The organism is Propylenella binzhouense (assembly GCF_009866965.1).
GTDB classification, from domain to species: domain Bacteria; phylum Pseudomonadota; class Alphaproteobacteria; order Rhizobiales; family Afifellaceae; genus Propylenella; species Propylenella binzhouense.
Genome location: NZ_SPKJ01000002.1, coordinates 40,616 through 56,145 on the forward strand (window position 1 = coordinate 40,616; position 15,530 = coordinate 56,145).

General features: G+C 67.3%; 14 protein-coding genes and 1 pseudogene. 10 read left to right on the plus strand and 5 right to left on the minus strand.

The window, feature by feature from the left end; genetic code table 11:
• Window positions 1–7 precede the first annotated feature (7 nt).
• The 3 genes and pseudogenes from E4O86_RS00955 to ftsH all read left to right on the plus strand — a co-directional run bounded on the left by E4O86_RS00955 (window position 8) and on the right by ftsH (window position 2,884).
• Window positions 8–271, plus strand: a complete 264-nt coding sequence (locus E4O86_RS00955; protein WP_161138733.1) for a DUF2933 domain-containing protein — start codon at window positions 8–10, stop codon at window positions 269–271.
• A gap of 22 nt (window positions 272–293) precedes the next feature.
• Window positions 294–968 carry a methyltransferase family protein gene (locus E4O86_RS00960; protein ID WP_161138644.1) on the plus strand — a complete coding sequence of 225 codons (675 nt, stop codon included), beginning with the start codon at window positions 294–296 and terminating at the stop codon, window positions 966–968.
• Window positions 969–977: 9 nt separating this feature from the next.
• A pseudogene (gene ftsH, locus E4O86_RS00965) lies at window positions 978–2,884 on the plus strand (ATP-dependent zinc metalloprotease FtsH).
• A gap of 57 nt (window positions 2,885–2,941) precedes the next feature.
• On the opposite strand, the gene E4O86_RS00970 reads toward ftsH, so the two are convergent.
• Window positions 2,942–3,133, minus strand: a complete 192-nt coding sequence (locus tag E4O86_RS00970; protein ID WP_161138645.1) for a hypothetical protein — start codon at window positions 3,131–3,133, stop codon at window positions 2,942–2,944.
• Window positions 3,134–3,774: 641 nt separating this feature from the next.
• Here E4O86_RS00970 and E4O86_RS23985 point away from each other — a divergent pair.
• The 7 genes from E4O86_RS23985 to pgm all read left to right on the plus strand — a co-directional run bounded on the left by E4O86_RS23985 (window position 3,775) and on the right by pgm (window position 12,219).
• A complete protein-coding gene (locus tag E4O86_RS23985; RefSeq protein WP_161138646.1) occupies window positions 3,775–3,975 on the plus strand; it encodes a YHS domain-containing protein in 201 nt (66 codons plus the stop codon).
• The gene (locus E4O86_RS00980) at window positions 3,972–5,318 is read left to right on the plus strand and encodes a class I SAM-dependent methyltransferase (RefSeq protein ID WP_281351502.1); all 1,347 of its coding nucleotides are present in this window, start codon (window positions 3,972–3,974) and stop codon (window positions 5,316–5,318) included. The genes E4O86_RS23985 and E4O86_RS00980 overlap by 4 nt, the downstream gene beginning before the upstream one ends.
• Window positions 5,315–6,913 (plus strand): ABC1 kinase family protein, encoded by a 1,599-nt coding sequence (locus E4O86_RS00985; RefSeq protein WP_161138647.1) that lies wholly within the window; start codon window positions 5,315–5,317, stop codon window positions 6,911–6,913. The genes E4O86_RS00980 and E4O86_RS00985 overlap by 4 nt, the downstream gene beginning before the upstream one ends.
• A gap of 70 nt (window positions 6,914–6,983) precedes the next feature.
• Window positions 6,984–8,039, plus strand: coding sequence for a type II glyceraldehyde-3-phosphate dehydrogenase (locus E4O86_RS00990; RefSeq protein WP_161138648.1), 1,056 nt, complete (start codon window positions 6,984–6,986; stop codon window positions 8,037–8,039).
• A complete protein-coding gene (locus tag E4O86_RS00995; protein ID WP_161138649.1) occupies window positions 8,039–8,734 on the plus strand; it encodes a CBS domain-containing protein in 696 nt (231 codons plus the stop codon). Before E4O86_RS00990 ends, E4O86_RS00995 begins: the two co-directional genes overlap by 1 nt.
• 31 nt (window positions 8,735–8,765) lie before the next feature.
• On the plus strand, window positions 8,766–10,457 hold the full coding sequence (gene glgP / locus E4O86_RS01000; RefSeq protein ID WP_205520583.1) for an alpha-glucan family phosphorylase: 1,692 nt from the start codon (window positions 8,766–8,768) through the stop codon (window positions 10,455–10,457).
• 115 nt (window positions 10,458–10,572) lie between these two features.
• A complete protein-coding gene (gene pgm, locus E4O86_RS01005; protein WP_161138651.1) occupies window positions 10,573–12,219 on the plus strand; it encodes a phosphoglucomutase (alpha-D-glucose-1,6-bisphosphate-dependent) in 1,647 nt (548 codons plus the stop codon).
• Window positions 12,220–12,445: 226 nt separating this feature from the next.
• Here the strand turns inward: pgm and E4O86_RS01010 are convergent, their stop codons facing one another.
• The 4 genes from E4O86_RS01010 to E4O86_RS01025 form a co-directional block, all read right to left on the minus strand.
• Entirely contained in the window at window positions 12,446–13,072 is a 627-nt protein-coding gene (locus E4O86_RS01010; RefSeq protein WP_246206057.1) for a class I SAM-dependent methyltransferase, read from the minus strand.
• Window positions 13,073–13,136: 64 nt separating this feature from the next.
• On the minus strand, window positions 13,137–13,526 hold the full coding sequence (locus tag E4O86_RS01015) for a DUF302 domain-containing protein (protein ID WP_161138652.1): 390 nt from the start codon (window positions 13,524–13,526) through the stop codon (window positions 13,137–13,139).
• 70 nt (window positions 13,527–13,596) lie between these two features.
• Window positions 13,597–15,108, minus strand: coding sequence for a multicopper oxidase family protein (locus E4O86_RS01020; protein WP_161138653.1), 1,512 nt, complete (start codon window positions 15,106–15,108; stop codon window positions 13,597–13,599).
• Window positions 15,109–15,145: 37 nt separating this feature from the next.
• Window positions 15,146–15,490 carry an ArsR/SmtB family transcription factor gene (locus E4O86_RS01025; RefSeq protein WP_161138654.1) on the minus strand — a complete coding sequence of 115 codons (345 nt, stop codon included), beginning with the start codon at window positions 15,488–15,490 and terminating at the stop codon, window positions 15,146–15,148.
• Window positions 15,491–15,530 lie beyond the last annotated feature (40 nt).

Sequence of the window (15,530 nt, forward strand, 5' to 3'; positions counted from 1 at the left end):
CCACGGCATGGACCATCACGGCCACCCGAGGCAGCGGGGGTTCTTCGCCTCGCGCGCCAACCTGGTACTCCTGGTGTTTCTCGCGGTGGCGGGTTTCTACCTGATGTCCGAGCACTGGGCTCACCTCGTGGGCGCGGGGCCGCTGCTCCTGCTCCTCGGTCTCTGCGTCGGCATGCATCTCTTCATGCACGCTGGTCACGGCGGGCACGGATCGGGCAGCGATGACGATCCTCCGCCTGGCGGCCGGGCACCCGACGGTCACCGCCACTGAGCCACCGAACGAGAGATCCGCGATGACCGACGACGCCCCCGCCTACGGCCTCTGGTTCCTGGTCGTGCTCAATTCGGCGATCTTCATCCTGTTCGCCTTCAGCTTCTTCAAGCCGAACACCGCGCGGGATTGGCGTTCCTTCGGCGCTTTCAGCGCCTTCCTCGTGGCGCTGTTCACCGAGATGTACGGCTTTCCGCTGACCATCTATCTTCTTTCCGGCTGGCTACAGAGCCGCTATCCGGGCGTGGACTGGCTGTCGCACGACGCCGGTCACCTGCTCGAGATGCTGTTCGGCTGGAAGGCCAACCCGCATTTCGGGCCGTTCCACCTCCTCAGCTTCGCCTTCATCGGCGGCGGTTTCGTCGTGATCGCGGCGGCATGGAAGGTGCTGTACGAGGCGCAGCGCCGGCATGCGCTGGCGACCACCGGACCATACGCCCATGTCCGCCACCCGCAATATGTCGGCTTCATCCTGGTGCTGTTCGGGTTCCTGCTGCAGTGGCCGACGCTGCTGACCTTGCTCATGTTCCCGGTGCTCGTCTTCATGTATGTGCGGCTTGCCCGTACCGAGGAGCGCGAGGCGCTGGCCGAGTTCGGTGAAGCCTATCGCCGCTACATGGCGAATGTGCCGGGATTCATCCCGAACCTATCCAGACTCGCCGGCCGCGCATCGCGCGGCGGCAAACAGCATCCGTGAAGCCGGAACATGAAACGCGAGCACCAGATCAACTTCTGGTACGTCATCGCTGCGACTCTCGCGGTCATCTGGATCCAGCAACTGCTTTTCCAGCCGACCCACATCAAGACGATCCCCTACAGCGAATTTCAGCGGCTCGTCGACTAGGGCAAGGTCACCGACGTCGTCATCGGCCCCGACCAGATCACCGGCACCTACAAGACGCCGGAAGGCCAAGCCGCGCCGCAGGAAGGCCAGCCGCAGCATTTCAGGGCGGAGCGCGTGCCGCAGGACTTGGCCGAGTCCTTGGCCAGCAAGGGTGTTTCCTTTTCCGGTCAGGCGGGCCCGGGCCTTCTACAGAGCGTGCTGAGCTGGCTCATGCCCATGCTGGGCTTCGTTCTGCTCTGGATGTTCTTGGTCAAGCCGATGGCGATGGGCCACGGGGCCGGGCTGATGACTATCGGCAAGTCCAAGGCCAAGGTCTATGTCGAGAAGGACACGAAGGTCACCTTCGCCGACGTGGCCGGCGTCGACGAGGCGAAGGACGAGCTCCGAGAGATCGTCGCCTTCCTCAAGGACCCCCAGGGGTATGGCCGGCTCGGTGCGCGCATGCCGAAGGGCGTGCTGCTGGTGGGACCGCCGGGAACCGGCAAGACCCTTCTGGCTCGGGCCGTTGCGGGCGAGGCCGGCGTGCAATTCTTTTCGATCTCAGGCTCCGAGTTCGTCGAGATGTTCGTCGGCGTTGGCGCCGCCCGCGTCCGCGACCTCTTCGAGCAGGCGCGCAAGCAGGCGCCCGCGATCATTTTCATCGACGAGCTCGATGCGCTCGGACGTGCCCGTGGCGCGATGCTACCGGGCGGCGGTCATGACGAGAAGGAGCAGACGCTCAATCAGCTCCTGACCGAGATGGACGGCTTCGATCCGAGCGTCGGCACCGTCTTGCTGGCGGCGACGAACCGCCCGGAGATCCTCGATCCGGCCCTGCTGCGCGCCGGACGCTTTGATCGCCAGGTGCTGGTCGACAGGCCCGACAAGCAGGGCCGTGTCGATATCCTGAAAGTCCACCTGCAGAAGGTGAAGCTGGCGCCGGGTGTCCCCGTGGAGGAACTGGCGGCGCTCACGCCCGGCTTCACCGGAGCCGATCTGGCAAACCTGGTCAACGAGGCTGCGTTGCTGGCGACGCGCCGCGCCGCGGAGAGCATAGAGCTGGAGGACTTCACGCAAGCGATCGAGCGCATCGTTGCCGGCCTCGAGAAGAAGAACCGCCTGCTCAACCCGCACGAGCGAGACGTGGTCGCCCATCACGAGATGGGACACGCTTTGGTGGCGATGGCCCTGCCGGGCGTAGACCCGGTGCAGAAGGTCTCGATCATCCCCCGCGGCGTCGCGGCTCTCGGCTACACGATCCAGCGGCCGCTCGATTCGAGGACCGCTTCCTGATGGACCGGAATGAGCTGATGAACCGCATGGCCGTCCTCCTCGGCGGGCGGGCGGCCGAAAGCCTGGTCTACGACGAAGTGTCAACCGGCGCGGCCGACGACCTTGTGAAGGCCACCGACATCGCGCGGAGCATGGTGGCACGGTTCGGCATGGACCCGAAGCTGGGGCAGGTCGCTTATGAGACGGATGCTGCGCCCTTCCTGGGAGGGCCGGGCGGAGCGAGTTGGCAGCCGCGGCGCTACGGCGAGGAAACCGCGTCGGGGATCGATGCTGCCGTTCGCGAGCTGGTCGAGACGGCGTTCCAACGCGCCGTCTCGATCCTTACGGCGAACCGAGACCTGCTCGGCCGTGCGGCGGAAAGCCTGCTACGCCGGGAGACGCTCTCATCGCAAGAGCTGGAGACGATCGGCCGATCCGTGATTCGTGACGCGGCGGACCGGGCAGCGGTGCCATCCGGCGTCGGCTGGGCCGCAGCCACTGCGGTCCCGCAGAGATGAAGGTCGCGGAGTCGAGGAAGCGAGCCTCGCTCGTGCTTTGGGCCTCGACGATCCAACTCATTTCATTAAACTTGGTGATCGTGCGCTGACGGCCTCGGGCAGGAGCCCAAAGTGGCCGGCGATGCCAGCCAAAGAAGTCGATAGCGCTACCGGATCCTCATCCGTCCCGATGCGCGTGGCGCGCCGGAACAGCATGCCCGCCGAGGGGCCGACCCGCTCGCGCGCCATCTTGCGACCGAGAAGCAGCATCTGAGCATCTGACTGGAGGCGACCCCGAGCAACCATCGCCCCATGGCTGGGAAGTCGCTCAGGCGCTGTCCGAGGCTCCTGCGGAGAGCCTGCGGCAGCGCACGCGCGTGACCGTCTCGGCGCTCTGCCATGTGCAGCGATGCGCCAAGGAGGAGGCCGAGAAAATCGTTTGCCGTGCAGGAACCCGGTGATCCGCTGCCGGCCATCGGCCGGCAGCTTGTCGGCCCTTACCGGTGCCCCTCGAAGCCAAGCATCGCCCATCTGTCGTAAGCCCCGCCGCAGCGCAGTGACCCGCTTCTCATCTGTAAGAGATCGGCTGCTCACGCGTCTCTTCTGGTAACCGCGCCTGCGTACGGAGCTTGCGTCCGAACGCAATGCGAAATCGCGCGGCCGAGTGGGTCAGTTGAGGCTTGAGAGGCACCAGAGTTGAAGGACGGAGCGGGAACCAGCTGCGGGCCCCAGCACACTCACGACCATGCGGCCGAGGCAATGTGCTGCTGCCGGCGTGCCGTTGGGGCAGGGCGGGCTGGGCGTCGCTCGGCATTCCTCGCGAATGGCTGCTTCGCTGCGTCACCGCGGTCTGATGTTTTCGACGCAGCCTTCCGTCGCGAAGGCGTCGCGTCCCATTGAGGAGGTCCCACATGCAGGTAACCGATCCGGTCTGCGGAAAGACGATCGACCTCGGAGTGGCGGAGCCGACCGAGTATCTGGGGTGGGCATACTTCTTCTGCTCCGACGCTTGCCGCAGCGCGTTCCTGACGGCGCCGGATCGCTATGCCCCCTCGCACCGTCCGCCAATGTCCCGTGACCATGTTTCCGGGCCGCCTCGATCTGCGCAATGAGCGAACACGACACGACGGATATGTCCACGCAACCCCTATCGGAACGTTGGGACGTCCGTTCCGAGGGAATGGTCTGCGCTCCTCTGCCGTTCCTGTCCCCCCTTCTTGGCCAGCTGATCCGAACCGGCCGGTTGACGGTCGTCGATGCGGCCGGCCGGATCTGTCGCTTCGGCCCTGGAAGAGGCGGCCCACACGTGACGGTGCGGCTGCGCAGCCCGACGCTCCCGCTGCGCATCCTGCTTCGTCCGTCGCTCGCCTTGGGCGAAGCCTACATGGATGGGACGTTCACGATCGAGGAGGGGACGTTGCGTGACCTTCTCCATCTCTGTACGACCAATCTCGAGGCCCTCGACCGGCATCCAGTAGGGGCTCTGCGCGGTGAGCTCGACCGGCTGTTACGCCGGTCCCACCAGAAAAATCGCCTCCGGCGGGCACGCGTCAACGTCGCGCACCACTACGATCTTTCGGGTGGGCTGTTCGACCTGTTCCTCGACGAGGACCGGCAATATTCCTGCGCCTACTTTCAGACGGGCAACGAAACTCTCGAGGAAGCGCAGGAGAAGAAAAAGCGCCACATCAGGGCGAAGCTCCTGCTCGCGCCCGGCATGCGCGTGCTCGACATCGGCTCAGGCTGGGGCGGACTGGCGCTCGACCTGGCCCGGACCGCCAAGGCGAACGTCACCGGCCTCACGCTCTCCCAGGAGCAACTCACAGCCGCAAGTGAGCGCGCCGCGATCGCGGGACTGAAGGATTGCGTCCGTTTCGTCCTGCGCGACTATCGCGAGGAGCAGGAGACCTACGACCGGATCGTGTCCGTGGGCATGTTCGAGCATGTCGGCGTGGCGGACTACCGCACGTTTTTCGACACGCTCCGCCAGCGTCTGAACCCGGACGGCGTCGCCCTCGTGCACGCGATCGGGCGGGCCGATCCGCCCGGATCCACCGAACCCTGGTTGCGCAAGTACATCTTCCCGGGCGGCTACTGCCCGGCCCTGTCGGAGGTCCTCGCCGCCGTTGAGCGGTCCGGGCTCTGGGTGACTGACATCGAGATCCTGCGGCTGCACTATGCCGAGACGCTGCGTCACTGGTTCGAGCGCTTCCAGGCGAATCGACATCGCGCGAAGGAAATCTACGACGAGCGCTTCTGCCGTATGTGGGAGTTCTACCTCGCGGCCTGCGAGGCTGCCTTCCGGCACGGCCCGATGATGGTGTTCCAGATCCAGCTCGCGCGTCGGCGCGATGCAGTGCCGTTGACGCGCGACTACATCGCCGACCGGGAACGCTCGGCTACCCGTGCCGCCGGCCGTCGGGACGTGCGCATCGGCTGGACTCCGGGTCCATGATCGGCAGCCGTCTGCCCCGGATCGGCGCAGCCGTGGCTGGCCTTCTCTGGCTGGCGGCGCAAGAGCGCTTCCGCGGAACTCCCGCCGATGCCTCGCGGCTGCCATGGCGTCTTCGCGTGACGCTCGAAGGGCTCGGACCGACATTCGTCAAGCTCGGGCAGACACTCAGCTTGCGCCGCGACCTGCTACCCGATGCCTGGCTCGCGGAGCTCCGGCAGCTGCAGGACCGTGTCGCGCCCTTCCCGCGCGCCGAGGCGAGGCGAACCGTGGAAGCAGCGCTCGGGCGCCCTGTTGAGGCGATCTTCGCAACCTTTGAGCAAGAACCAATGGCGGCGGCGTCGATTGCCCAGGTACATCGGGCGCGCCTGGCCGACGGGCGCGCCGTGATCGTCAAGATTCGCCGGCCTGGCATCCGCGCCCAGATCGATCGCGACATGCGAGCGCTCGTCAGCGTCGGCCGCCTCGCCCTGGCTGTGGCGCCGCGCCTTCGCCGCTTTCAGCCGCTCCGCCTCATCGACGAGATCTGGATCAACCTCCTCAGGGAAAGTGATTTCCGCCAGGAGGCGCGCAGCATTCGCCGCTTCGGCGAAGCGTTCCGAACGTGGCCGGCGCTCTACATCCCGGATGTCATCGACGAGCTCTATACCGAGGCCGTGCTGGTGCAGGAGATGAGCGGGGGGCTCGGCATCGGCGATCCTTCGGTAGACGGTCCAACGCTCGCGCAAACGCTTGTCGACGCCTACCTCCACCAATTCTTCGTCCTTGGCCTGTTCCACGGTGATCCCCACCCGGGCAACCTGTTCGTCATGCCCGACGGGCGGCTCTGCTTCCATGATTTCGGCCTCGTCGGCTATCTCGACGGGCGAACCCGCCGCGCGCTTGCCGTCTACCTGCAGGCATTCGTGCAACAAGATGCCGTCTGGCTGCTTGACGCGGCCGTCGATCTGGGCCTGCTCGGCGGCCCGATGGACCGCTCCGTCTTCGTCCGCGGAATCGAGCAGATCCTCGCCGACTACGCGTCCTTGCCGCTCAAGGACTGGTCGCTGGCCGAGGCCGCGCTGCGCGTCGCGCGGTTGGGATCGGGCGAGAACTTCCTCATTCCGCAGAATCTCGTCGTGCTGATGCGCACGCTGTTCCTGGTCGAAAATGCGCTGCGCACGCTGGATCCGGATTTCAAGATCCTCGATACCCTGCTGACGCGCGGCCGCGAAACCATGGAAGGCGCTCTCCGCGCGAATGTGGCCACGGCGGCCGCTGCCCGACTGAAGACGGAAGTCGCGCTGACCGCCCAGGATCTGCCGGGACTACTCGCAGCCTGGCTCCACCGGGCGCAGCGCGAGAGCGGCGGGCCGTTCCTCGTCATGCGGCACGAGGGCCTGGAGAGCCTGGAGGCTCATCTCGACCGCACCGGCAACCGCCTCGCCTTGGCGATGATCATCCTGGGTCTGTACGTCGCAGCCTCGCTGCTCATGCTGCACAGCGTCGGACCGCGGGTGTTCGGAGATATGCCGCTGCTGGCGTTGTTCGGCTACGCGCTCGCGTTGTGGCTGTCATTCCGCCTGGTGCGGGCGATCGCCCGCTCGGGGCGGCTGTAGCAATGCGCGGGAGTCGCCCGAGAGCCTCCGCGCGAAAGAACTGGTTCCATTCTCACCGGAGGAGCAAGACATGAACGCAAGCAGCAGGACCCGTGTCGCGGTCAATGGTTACGGCGTGATCGGCAAACGTGTGGCCGACGCGGTGGTCCGGCAAGAGGACATGGAACTCGCTGGAGTCTCGGACATCAGTGCCGACTGGCGGTCGCGCATCGTGACGCAGAAGGGCTATCGACTCTATGGAGCCGCAAGCGAGCACGCTGAGGCGATGCAGAATGCCGGCCTCGCAGTCGCCGGAACGCTTGAGGATCTCCTTGGTGCTGCCGATGTCGTCGTCGACTGCACGCCGAAGCGCGTGGCAGCGAAAAACGTGGACCTCTACCGGCAGAAGGGCGTCAAGTTCATCGTGCAGGGTGGCGAAAAGCACGCGGTGACCGGCCACTCCTTCGTGGCGGAGGCGAGTTACAAGGATGCCCTCGGCCGAGACAGCACGCGCGTCGTCTCCTGCAACACGACCTCGATCGTTCGTACCCTCACGGCGCTGAAGCACGCCGGCCTGCTCCGCCGGGCCCGCGGCACGCTGCTGCGCCGCGCGACCGACCCTTGGGAGAGCCATCTCGGCGGCATCATGAACACGCTGGTCCCCGAGCCCGAGATCCCCAGTCACCAAGGCCCCGATGCCCAGAGCGTCGATCCCGCGCTCGACGTGGTGACGATGGCGGTCAAGGTGCCGGAAACCCTGGCACACCTGCACTATTGGGCGGTGCAACTGACGCGCGCGGCAGACAAGGAGGAGATCCTCGACGCTTTCCGCTCGTCCCCCCGCATCGCGCTCATCCGCATGGCGGACGGCCTGACGGCGATCAATACGGTCAAGGAGCTGATGGCCGATCTCGGCCGACCGCACGACAACCTTTACGAGGTGGCGCTGTGGGCCGACATGCTGAAGGTCGAGGGCGACGAGCTCTTCTACGCCTACATGGTCGACAACCAGGCGATCGTCATACCGGAGACGATCGACGCCATCCGCGCCCTCGCCGGGCACGTGCAGGATCCGCACGAGTCGATTGCCACGACCAACGCTGCGCTGGGCATCGGCTTGCTCACCGAAGCGCTGGGAGGGCGATGATGAAGACGAAGGACATCATGACGACGCCCGTCATCTCGGTGACGCCGGAGACGAGCGTTCCGGAGGTCGCGCGGCTTCTTCTCGAACGGCATATCAGCGCCGTGCCGGTGATCGAGCCGGGCGGCCGACTGGTGGGGATGGTGAGCGAGGGCGACTTCCTGCGCCGCGCCGAGGACGGAAGCCATCGGCACGGCTCCTGGTGGCTGCGGCTGCTGTCGGATTCCGGCGCCAGCGCAGCGGACTATGTGAATACGCACGGCCGCACCGCTGCCGCCGTGATGACCCGCGACGTGATCACCGTCACCGAGGATATGCCGGTCGGGGACACGGCACACCTCCTGGAAACCAAACGGATCAAGCGCGTGCCCGTCCTGCGCGACGGAAAGCTCGTCGGCATCGTCAGTCGCGCCGATCTCCTGCGTGGCCTGGCCGCCAGCCGCGACATCGCACCCGCCCAGACCTCCGTCGGCGACGAGACGATCCGAAAGCAGCTTCTCGACGAGATCGCACACGCAGATTGGGCCCCGACCTACGGATTGAGCGTGGTGGTGGCGGACGGGACCGTGCGGATCTGGGGAATCGTCGAGTCGCCTGAACAGGGCGAAGCCCTCCGGGTTGCCGCCGAGAACGTCCCGGGGGTGAAGGCCGTGGAATTGAACGTCAGCAGCATTCCCGCTTACGCGTGGGGTGAATGAGGCTGCCCTCCGGCCTGAGGAACGAGCGATGATGTCGCCAATTGATCCCTTCTTGCCGCGCACCCGGATCGCCTATTTCTCAATGGAGGTGGCGCTCCGTCCGGAGATGCACACCTACTCGGGCGGGCTCGGCGTGCTGGCCGGCGACACCGCGCGGTCCTGCGCCGACCTGGAGCTGCCGGTCGTGTTCGTCACGCTCGCCAGCCGCGAAGGCTATCTGCGCCAGGAGATCGACGCGGAGGGACGCCAGGTCGACCATGCCGATCCCTGGGAGCCGGCGGACTGGGCGACGCCGCTCGACGCCATGGTCGCCGTCCGGATCGAGGGCCGCCCGGTCTGGGTGCGGCCGTGGCTTCGTGTGCTGACCTGCCCGATCGGCCGCGAGATCCCGATCCTGTTGCTTGACACCCGGCTCGAGCACAACGACGCCGCTGACCGCGCGATCACCGACCGCCTCTACGGCGGCGATGACGTGTACCGGCTGAAGCAGGAGATCGTGCTCGGCATCGGCGGCGAGCGGCTGCTGCACGCCCTCGGTTTCGAGATCGAGACCTATCACCTGAATGAAGGCCACGCCGCGCTCCTCGCGGCGGCGCTGCTGCGGCGGCATCCTCGACCGCCCGGGCGGCCCGCCAACGGCGGCCTGCGCTACGACGATGACCGCGTGCGCGAGCGCTGCGTCTTTACCACGCATACCCCGGTCGAAGCTGGGCACGACCGCTTCGACTACGCCGACGTGGCGCGGCTGCTCGGCGACTTTATCGAAATCGACCAGCTGAAGCTGCTGGCCGGGGCCGACCGGCTCAACATGACGCGGCTGGCGCTGTACCTGAGCGGCTACGTGAACGGGGTGGCGCGCCGCCATGCCGAAACCGCCCGGCAGATGTTTCCGGGCTATGCGATCCGGGCGGTCACGAATGGCGTGCATGTCCCGACCTGGACGCACCCGGCCTTGGCCCGGTTGTTCCAGACCGTCGCGCCGGACTGGGGGCACGACCCCGAGGCGCTGGCCGTCGCCGACCAGTTGCCGGACGAGGCGCTGTGGGCGGCCCACCAGGAGGCCAAGGCGGGGCTGCTGGCCGAGGTGGAGCGGCTGACCGGCGTCGCGATGCGGCCGGACCTGCCGCTGCTTACCTTCGCCCGCCGCATGACCGGCTACAAGCGACCCGACCTGCTGTTCGCGGATGTCGAGCGGCTGCGGGCGATCTCTCGCGGGCAGCCGTTCCAGGTCGTGATGGCGGGCAAGGCGCATCCGCGGGACGATGGCGGCAAGGCGCTGATCCATGCCCTTTCCGGCCACATGCGCCGGCTCGCGGACGAGATCCCGATGGCCTTCCTGCCGAACTACGACATGGCGCTGGCGAAGCTGCTGGTCGCTGGCGCCGACGTGTGGCTCAACACGCCGCTGCCGCCCTACGAAGCCTCGGGCACCAGCGGCATGAAGGCGGCGCTGAACGGCGTCCTGAACCTCAGCGTGCTCGACGGCTGGTGGATCGAGGGCTGCATCGAGGGAGTCACCGGCTGGGCGATCGGCCGCGATCGCGACGGCGGCGACCACGCCGGCGCCCTCTACGACAAGCTCGAAGGCACAGTCCTGCCGCTCTACCACGGCGACCTCGGCCGCTGGATCTGGATGATGAAGGAGTCGATCAGCAAGATCGCCGCCCGCTTCAACAGTCAGCGCATGATGCGCCGCTACGCCGCCGAGGCCTACCTGCGATAGCTACGCGCAGTTTCAGCCCGCGCTGGCCACGACCGCCGGCTTGGGATGCGGCCGGAGAGCCAGCCAGGCTCATATCGGCAAAAGACTTCGTCGCACCGTGTTGGGGAGAAACGAGGTGGCTCAGACGGTAAGCCCGGAAGCTGGAAAACCGCTCGACCCGTCCCAACTGGTCAACGTGCCGCGGTTAGTGACCGCGTACTTCGCCGCCGAGCCCGACCCAGTCGTGGCGTCCCAGCGCGTGGCGTTTGGCACCTCCGGTCATCGCGGCTCCGCCTTCGCCATTTCCTTCAACGAGGCTCATATCCTGGCGATTGCCCAGGCAATCTGCCTCTACCGGAGGCGCGCCGGCGTCGGCGGCCCGCTGTTTCTCGGGATCGACACGCATGCGCTTTCCGAGCCCGCGCGCGCGAGCGCGCTTGAGGTCCTCGCCGCGAACGAGGTCGATACGATGGTCGACGCCCACGACGGCTACACGCCGACCCCGGTCATCTCCCACGCGATCCTGACGCATAACCGGAATCGCACGAGCGGCCTTTCCGATGGAATCGTGATCACGCCATCGCACAACCCGCCGGAAGATGGCGGCTTCAAGTACAACCCGCCGCATGGCGGCCCGGCGGATACAGAAACCACCGGCTGGATCGAACAGACAGCCAATGAGATTCTCGCGCGGTCGCTCGACGGCGTGCGGCGCATGCCCTACGAGCGCGCCCTGCGTTCGCCCTGCGTTCATCGGCACGATTTCACTACGCCCTATATCGAAGCGCTGAGTGAGGTCATCGATCTGGAGGCGATCCGCGCATCCGGCGTCACTCTCGGCATCGATCCGCTGGGCGGCGCGGCCGTCGGCGTGTGCGCGGCGCTGGTCGATCGCTACAAGCTCACCGCGACAATCGTCAGCGACGAGGTGGATCCGACGTTCCGGTTCATGCCGGCCGATTGGGACGGACGCATCCGCATGGACTGCTCATCGCCTCACGCGATGGCTCGGCTCGTGGACCTGCGCGACCGGTTCGACGTGGCTTTCGCGAACGACCCGGACGCCGATCGTCATGGGATCGTCACCCGCTCGGCGGGGCTGATGAATCCGAATCACTACCTGGCTGCGGCAATCTCGTACCTCCTCGACAGCCGCCATCTCTGGCGAAAGGACTGCGCGGTCGGAAAGACGTTGGTCAGCAGCAGCATGATCGACCGCGTCGCCGCAAGGCACGGCCACCGGCTGCTCGAGGTCCCCGTCGGGTTCAAATGGTTCGTCGAGGGCCTGATCGACGGCTCGGTCGGGTTCGGCGGCGAGGAGAGCGCCGGCGCCTCGTTCCTGAGGCGGGACGGGTCTGTTTGGACGACCGACAAGGACGGGATCATCCTCGGTCTGCTTGCCGCCGAGATCACGGCGCGCACGGGTCACGACCCGAGCGAGGCTTACGACCGTCTCACTCGCGAGCTGGGCACGGCCTACTATGCGAGGTTTGACGCGCCGGCGACGGCCGATCAGAAGAGGATTCTGAGGAACGTCACTCCCGATCAGCTCGACGCCCGTGAGCTCGCCGGCGAGCCGATCGGCGCGACGCTGGCCGCCGCGCCCGGCAACGGACAGCTCTTCGGCGGCATCAAGGCCATTGCCGCGAGCGGCTGGTTTGCGGCGCGGCCCTCCGGCACCGAAGATGTTTACAAGATCTATGCCGAGAGTTTCCGCAGCGAAGCCCACTTGCGAAAGATCCAGAACGACGCCCAGGACATGATCAGCCGCCTGTTTCACTAGCGAAATGCGGGTACATCAGGTTGGCGACAGCCTCGGCTGCCTCGCCCGTGCGCCCACCGGCCTTCGTGGCGGCGATCAGCTCACAGTGCAGCTCTTCGTGCTCGGGCTTCAGCGCCGGCGGTATTTGGCCCGCGCATGATGCGCCGCTATGCCGCCAAGGCGTATCTGCGATAGATCCGCGGCGGCTCCGTCGCGGCACGAACCGCCCGGGCACAACGACTTTCTTCTACTTTGTCGATTCTATCGGCTCTGCGTCCGACCTGACGAAGATCGCGCCGTAATGATACGGCGGCAGTTCGATGACGCGGAGCAGCCGGAAGCCCGCCGGCTCGATAATTGCCCGTACCTGATCCGGTGACATGCGCATCTCGGTGCGCGGCCCGCGCGGCTGGTCGAGCACCGTCGTCTGTTCCCGCGGTATGGGATGCCAGTTCACGACCGCGAAGCAGCCGCCGGGCTTGAGCACTTGGGCCACGGCCTGGGCGAGACCCGTCTGGTCCGGAACGCCATGGAAGGTGTTTGCGATCAGGACGTAATCCACCCGCTCGGGGATGAGCTTGGCGACGTCGCGCGCATCGGCACAGATCCACTCGGCGACGGAGGCGCCCTGCCGTGCGGCCTCGGCCCGCGCCTGCTCCAGCATCTGCGGGTCGATGTCGAGGGCATAGAGCTTCCCGCCGACAATCTTGGCCAAGGGCGCGGTGAAATATCCATCCCCGCAGCAGAGATCGACCGCGGTCATGCCGGGCCGAATGCCCAGCGACCGCAGGACGTCCTCCGGCTTTGGCCAGAGCGCCGCCCACCAGTCGCGATCCGGCATTGCGGTGGCGGGAAAGAATCCGTGGAGGCCCATGCTGCCCTCCGCTCGTGGCAGCGCCGGAGAGAAGCCCGGCGTTGCCCACAGCGCTCGAACCGCCTCAGCCGAGGCCCTCGACCACCCGCTGCAAACCCTCGCGCACCTGCCCGGCAATGTCGCGGAGCCCCGCATTCTCGACGGCAGTCATCGACGCGACGGGATCGACCGCGGCGACCTCGACCGCTCCGGAGTCCACTTCCTGCACGATGACGTTGCAGGGCAGCATCGTGCCGATCTTGTCCTCGCGCCGCAGCGCCTCATGCGCGAGCGTCGGATTGCAGGCGCCGAGAATGCGGTAATTCCGGAAATCGGCGCCCAGCTTCTGTTGCAGCGTGCGAGCGACGTCGATCTCGGTCAGGACGCCGAATCCCTCGTCCTGGAGTGCCCCCTTGACGCGGCTCACCGCCGCCTCGAACGGTCCCGTAATCGTCTTGGCGAAATAGTAGGTCATTGATCGTCCTCCGGACTGGAAAAGCAGTTGAGGCAGTTCTGGCTTGCGGGCCAGCGATTGCGTCGGCGGCTCAAACCACCACGAACTGCCCCATCATCCCATTATCCTCGTGCTCGAGGATGTGGCAGTGGTACATGAACGGCGCCTCCGGGGCGGGTTGGGTGAACCGCACGAGCAGCTCGACCGGCTCGCGGACGAGCAGGGTGTCCTTGGCGCCCTGATCAGCGCCGCCCCCCAGCACCTCGAAATGGACGCCGTGGATGTGGAAGGGGTGGGCCATCATCTCGCCCGCGACCTCCCAGATCTCGACATCGCCCAGGCGCACACGCTGGTCGATGCGCTCCATGGCGAAGGGACGGCCGTCGATGCCGAGCCTCATCATGCCGCTCATTCCCATGCCGCGCCCCATCATGCCCGGCCCCATCATGGTGCCCATGCGGCCGCCCATCATTTCGCCCATGCCCATTCCCCCCATGCCCATGGTGAGGACGAGCCGTCGGCGGCGCACCGCCTGGGCGGGGTCGAGTCGCTCCCGCGCGACCAGGCGCTCCGGGACGGTCACGGCGACGGCACCGCGGCCGGCCGGCGCGAACCGGAGGACCGGCGCGGCGCCTCCGCCATCGTCCCCGAAGCGGGCCATCATGCCCATTCCCATCATCGGGCCGTTGCGGTCCGGCCGAGTCAGCATCGCCACCGGCCGCCCATCGGAGAAATCGACCAGGATCTCGGCCCGCTCGCCTGGCGCCAGCAGCAGCGCGCGCTGCGCGACCGGACCTTCCAGCAGACCCGCGTCGCTGGCGACGCGGTGGAAGACGCGGCTGTCGTCGAACGACAGCTCGAAGATGCGGGCGTTGGCCGCGTTGGCGAGCCGCAGCCGTACCAGGCGCGCGGGCACGCGGGCGACCGGGTTGGGCGTGCCGTTAACCAGGATCGCGCCGCCGCGCGCGCCGTGCATCATCGCCATCGGGCCGCCGGGATAGACCAACTCGCCCTCGGTCGTGAAAGCGCGGTCCTGCAGCACCAGCGGCAGGTCGTCGACCCCGTACTCGGACGGCAGGCCGAGCGCCCGCTCCTCGTCATCGGCGATCAGCAGCAGCCCCGCCAGCCCGCTATAGACCTGCTCGGCGGTGCGGCCGTGCACGTGCGAATGGTAGAGCAGCGTCGCCGCCGGCTGGCGGACCGGCAGCACTGGCCGCCAAGTCGCGCCCGGCCGGATCGGCTGGTGCGGGCCGCCGTCGAGGTGGCCGGGGATCAGCAGCCCGTGCCAGTGGACCGTCGTGTCCTCGGCCAGCGCGTTGGTGACGGCGACCTCCACCTCGTCGCCGCGGTGGAGGCGCAGCGTCGGGCCGAGATAGCTCCCGTTGTAGCCGAGCGTCGGCGTCGGCCGGTCGGGGAAGAAGGCGGTGCGCCCGCGCTGGACCCTGAGCGCGATGGACTGGCCTTGGCTCCGGGCGTCGATCAGCTCGGGGATGCGCAGCGGCTGCGGCTCGGCGGCCTTCGCCGCGCGCAACAGGGCGCGGCCGCCGAGGGCGGCGGCGCCGAGCCCGGCGGTGGCGGCGATGAACGTGCGGCGGGTGAGCATGATCTGCCTTTCTGCTGGCGTTCAGGTCGGACCGGGCCTATGCGGGTTCGACTTCCCGCCCACGAGCGGCGGAGGGGTCGGGCTGCTCGGCGGCGCAGTAGAGCCGGTAGAGGGTGGCGATCACGGCGGCGGCGTCGGGGCTGGCGAGCGTGTAATAAATGGTCTGGCCGTCGCGCCGCGTGCTCACGAGGCCTTGCGCGCGTAGCAGCGCCAATTGCTGCGACACCGCGGTCTCGCGCGCGCCGATAAGGCGGGCCAGTTCCCCGACCGACCGCTCGCCCTCGACGAGCTGACACAGGATCATCAGCCGGTTGCGGCCGGCGAGCGCCTTGAGGAGGGCGGTGGCCCGGTCCGCCGCCTGCTGCAGATCGCTTACCTTCATATCTGCGGAAGTAGGAAGAAAGCGGCTGTCGTCAAGACGA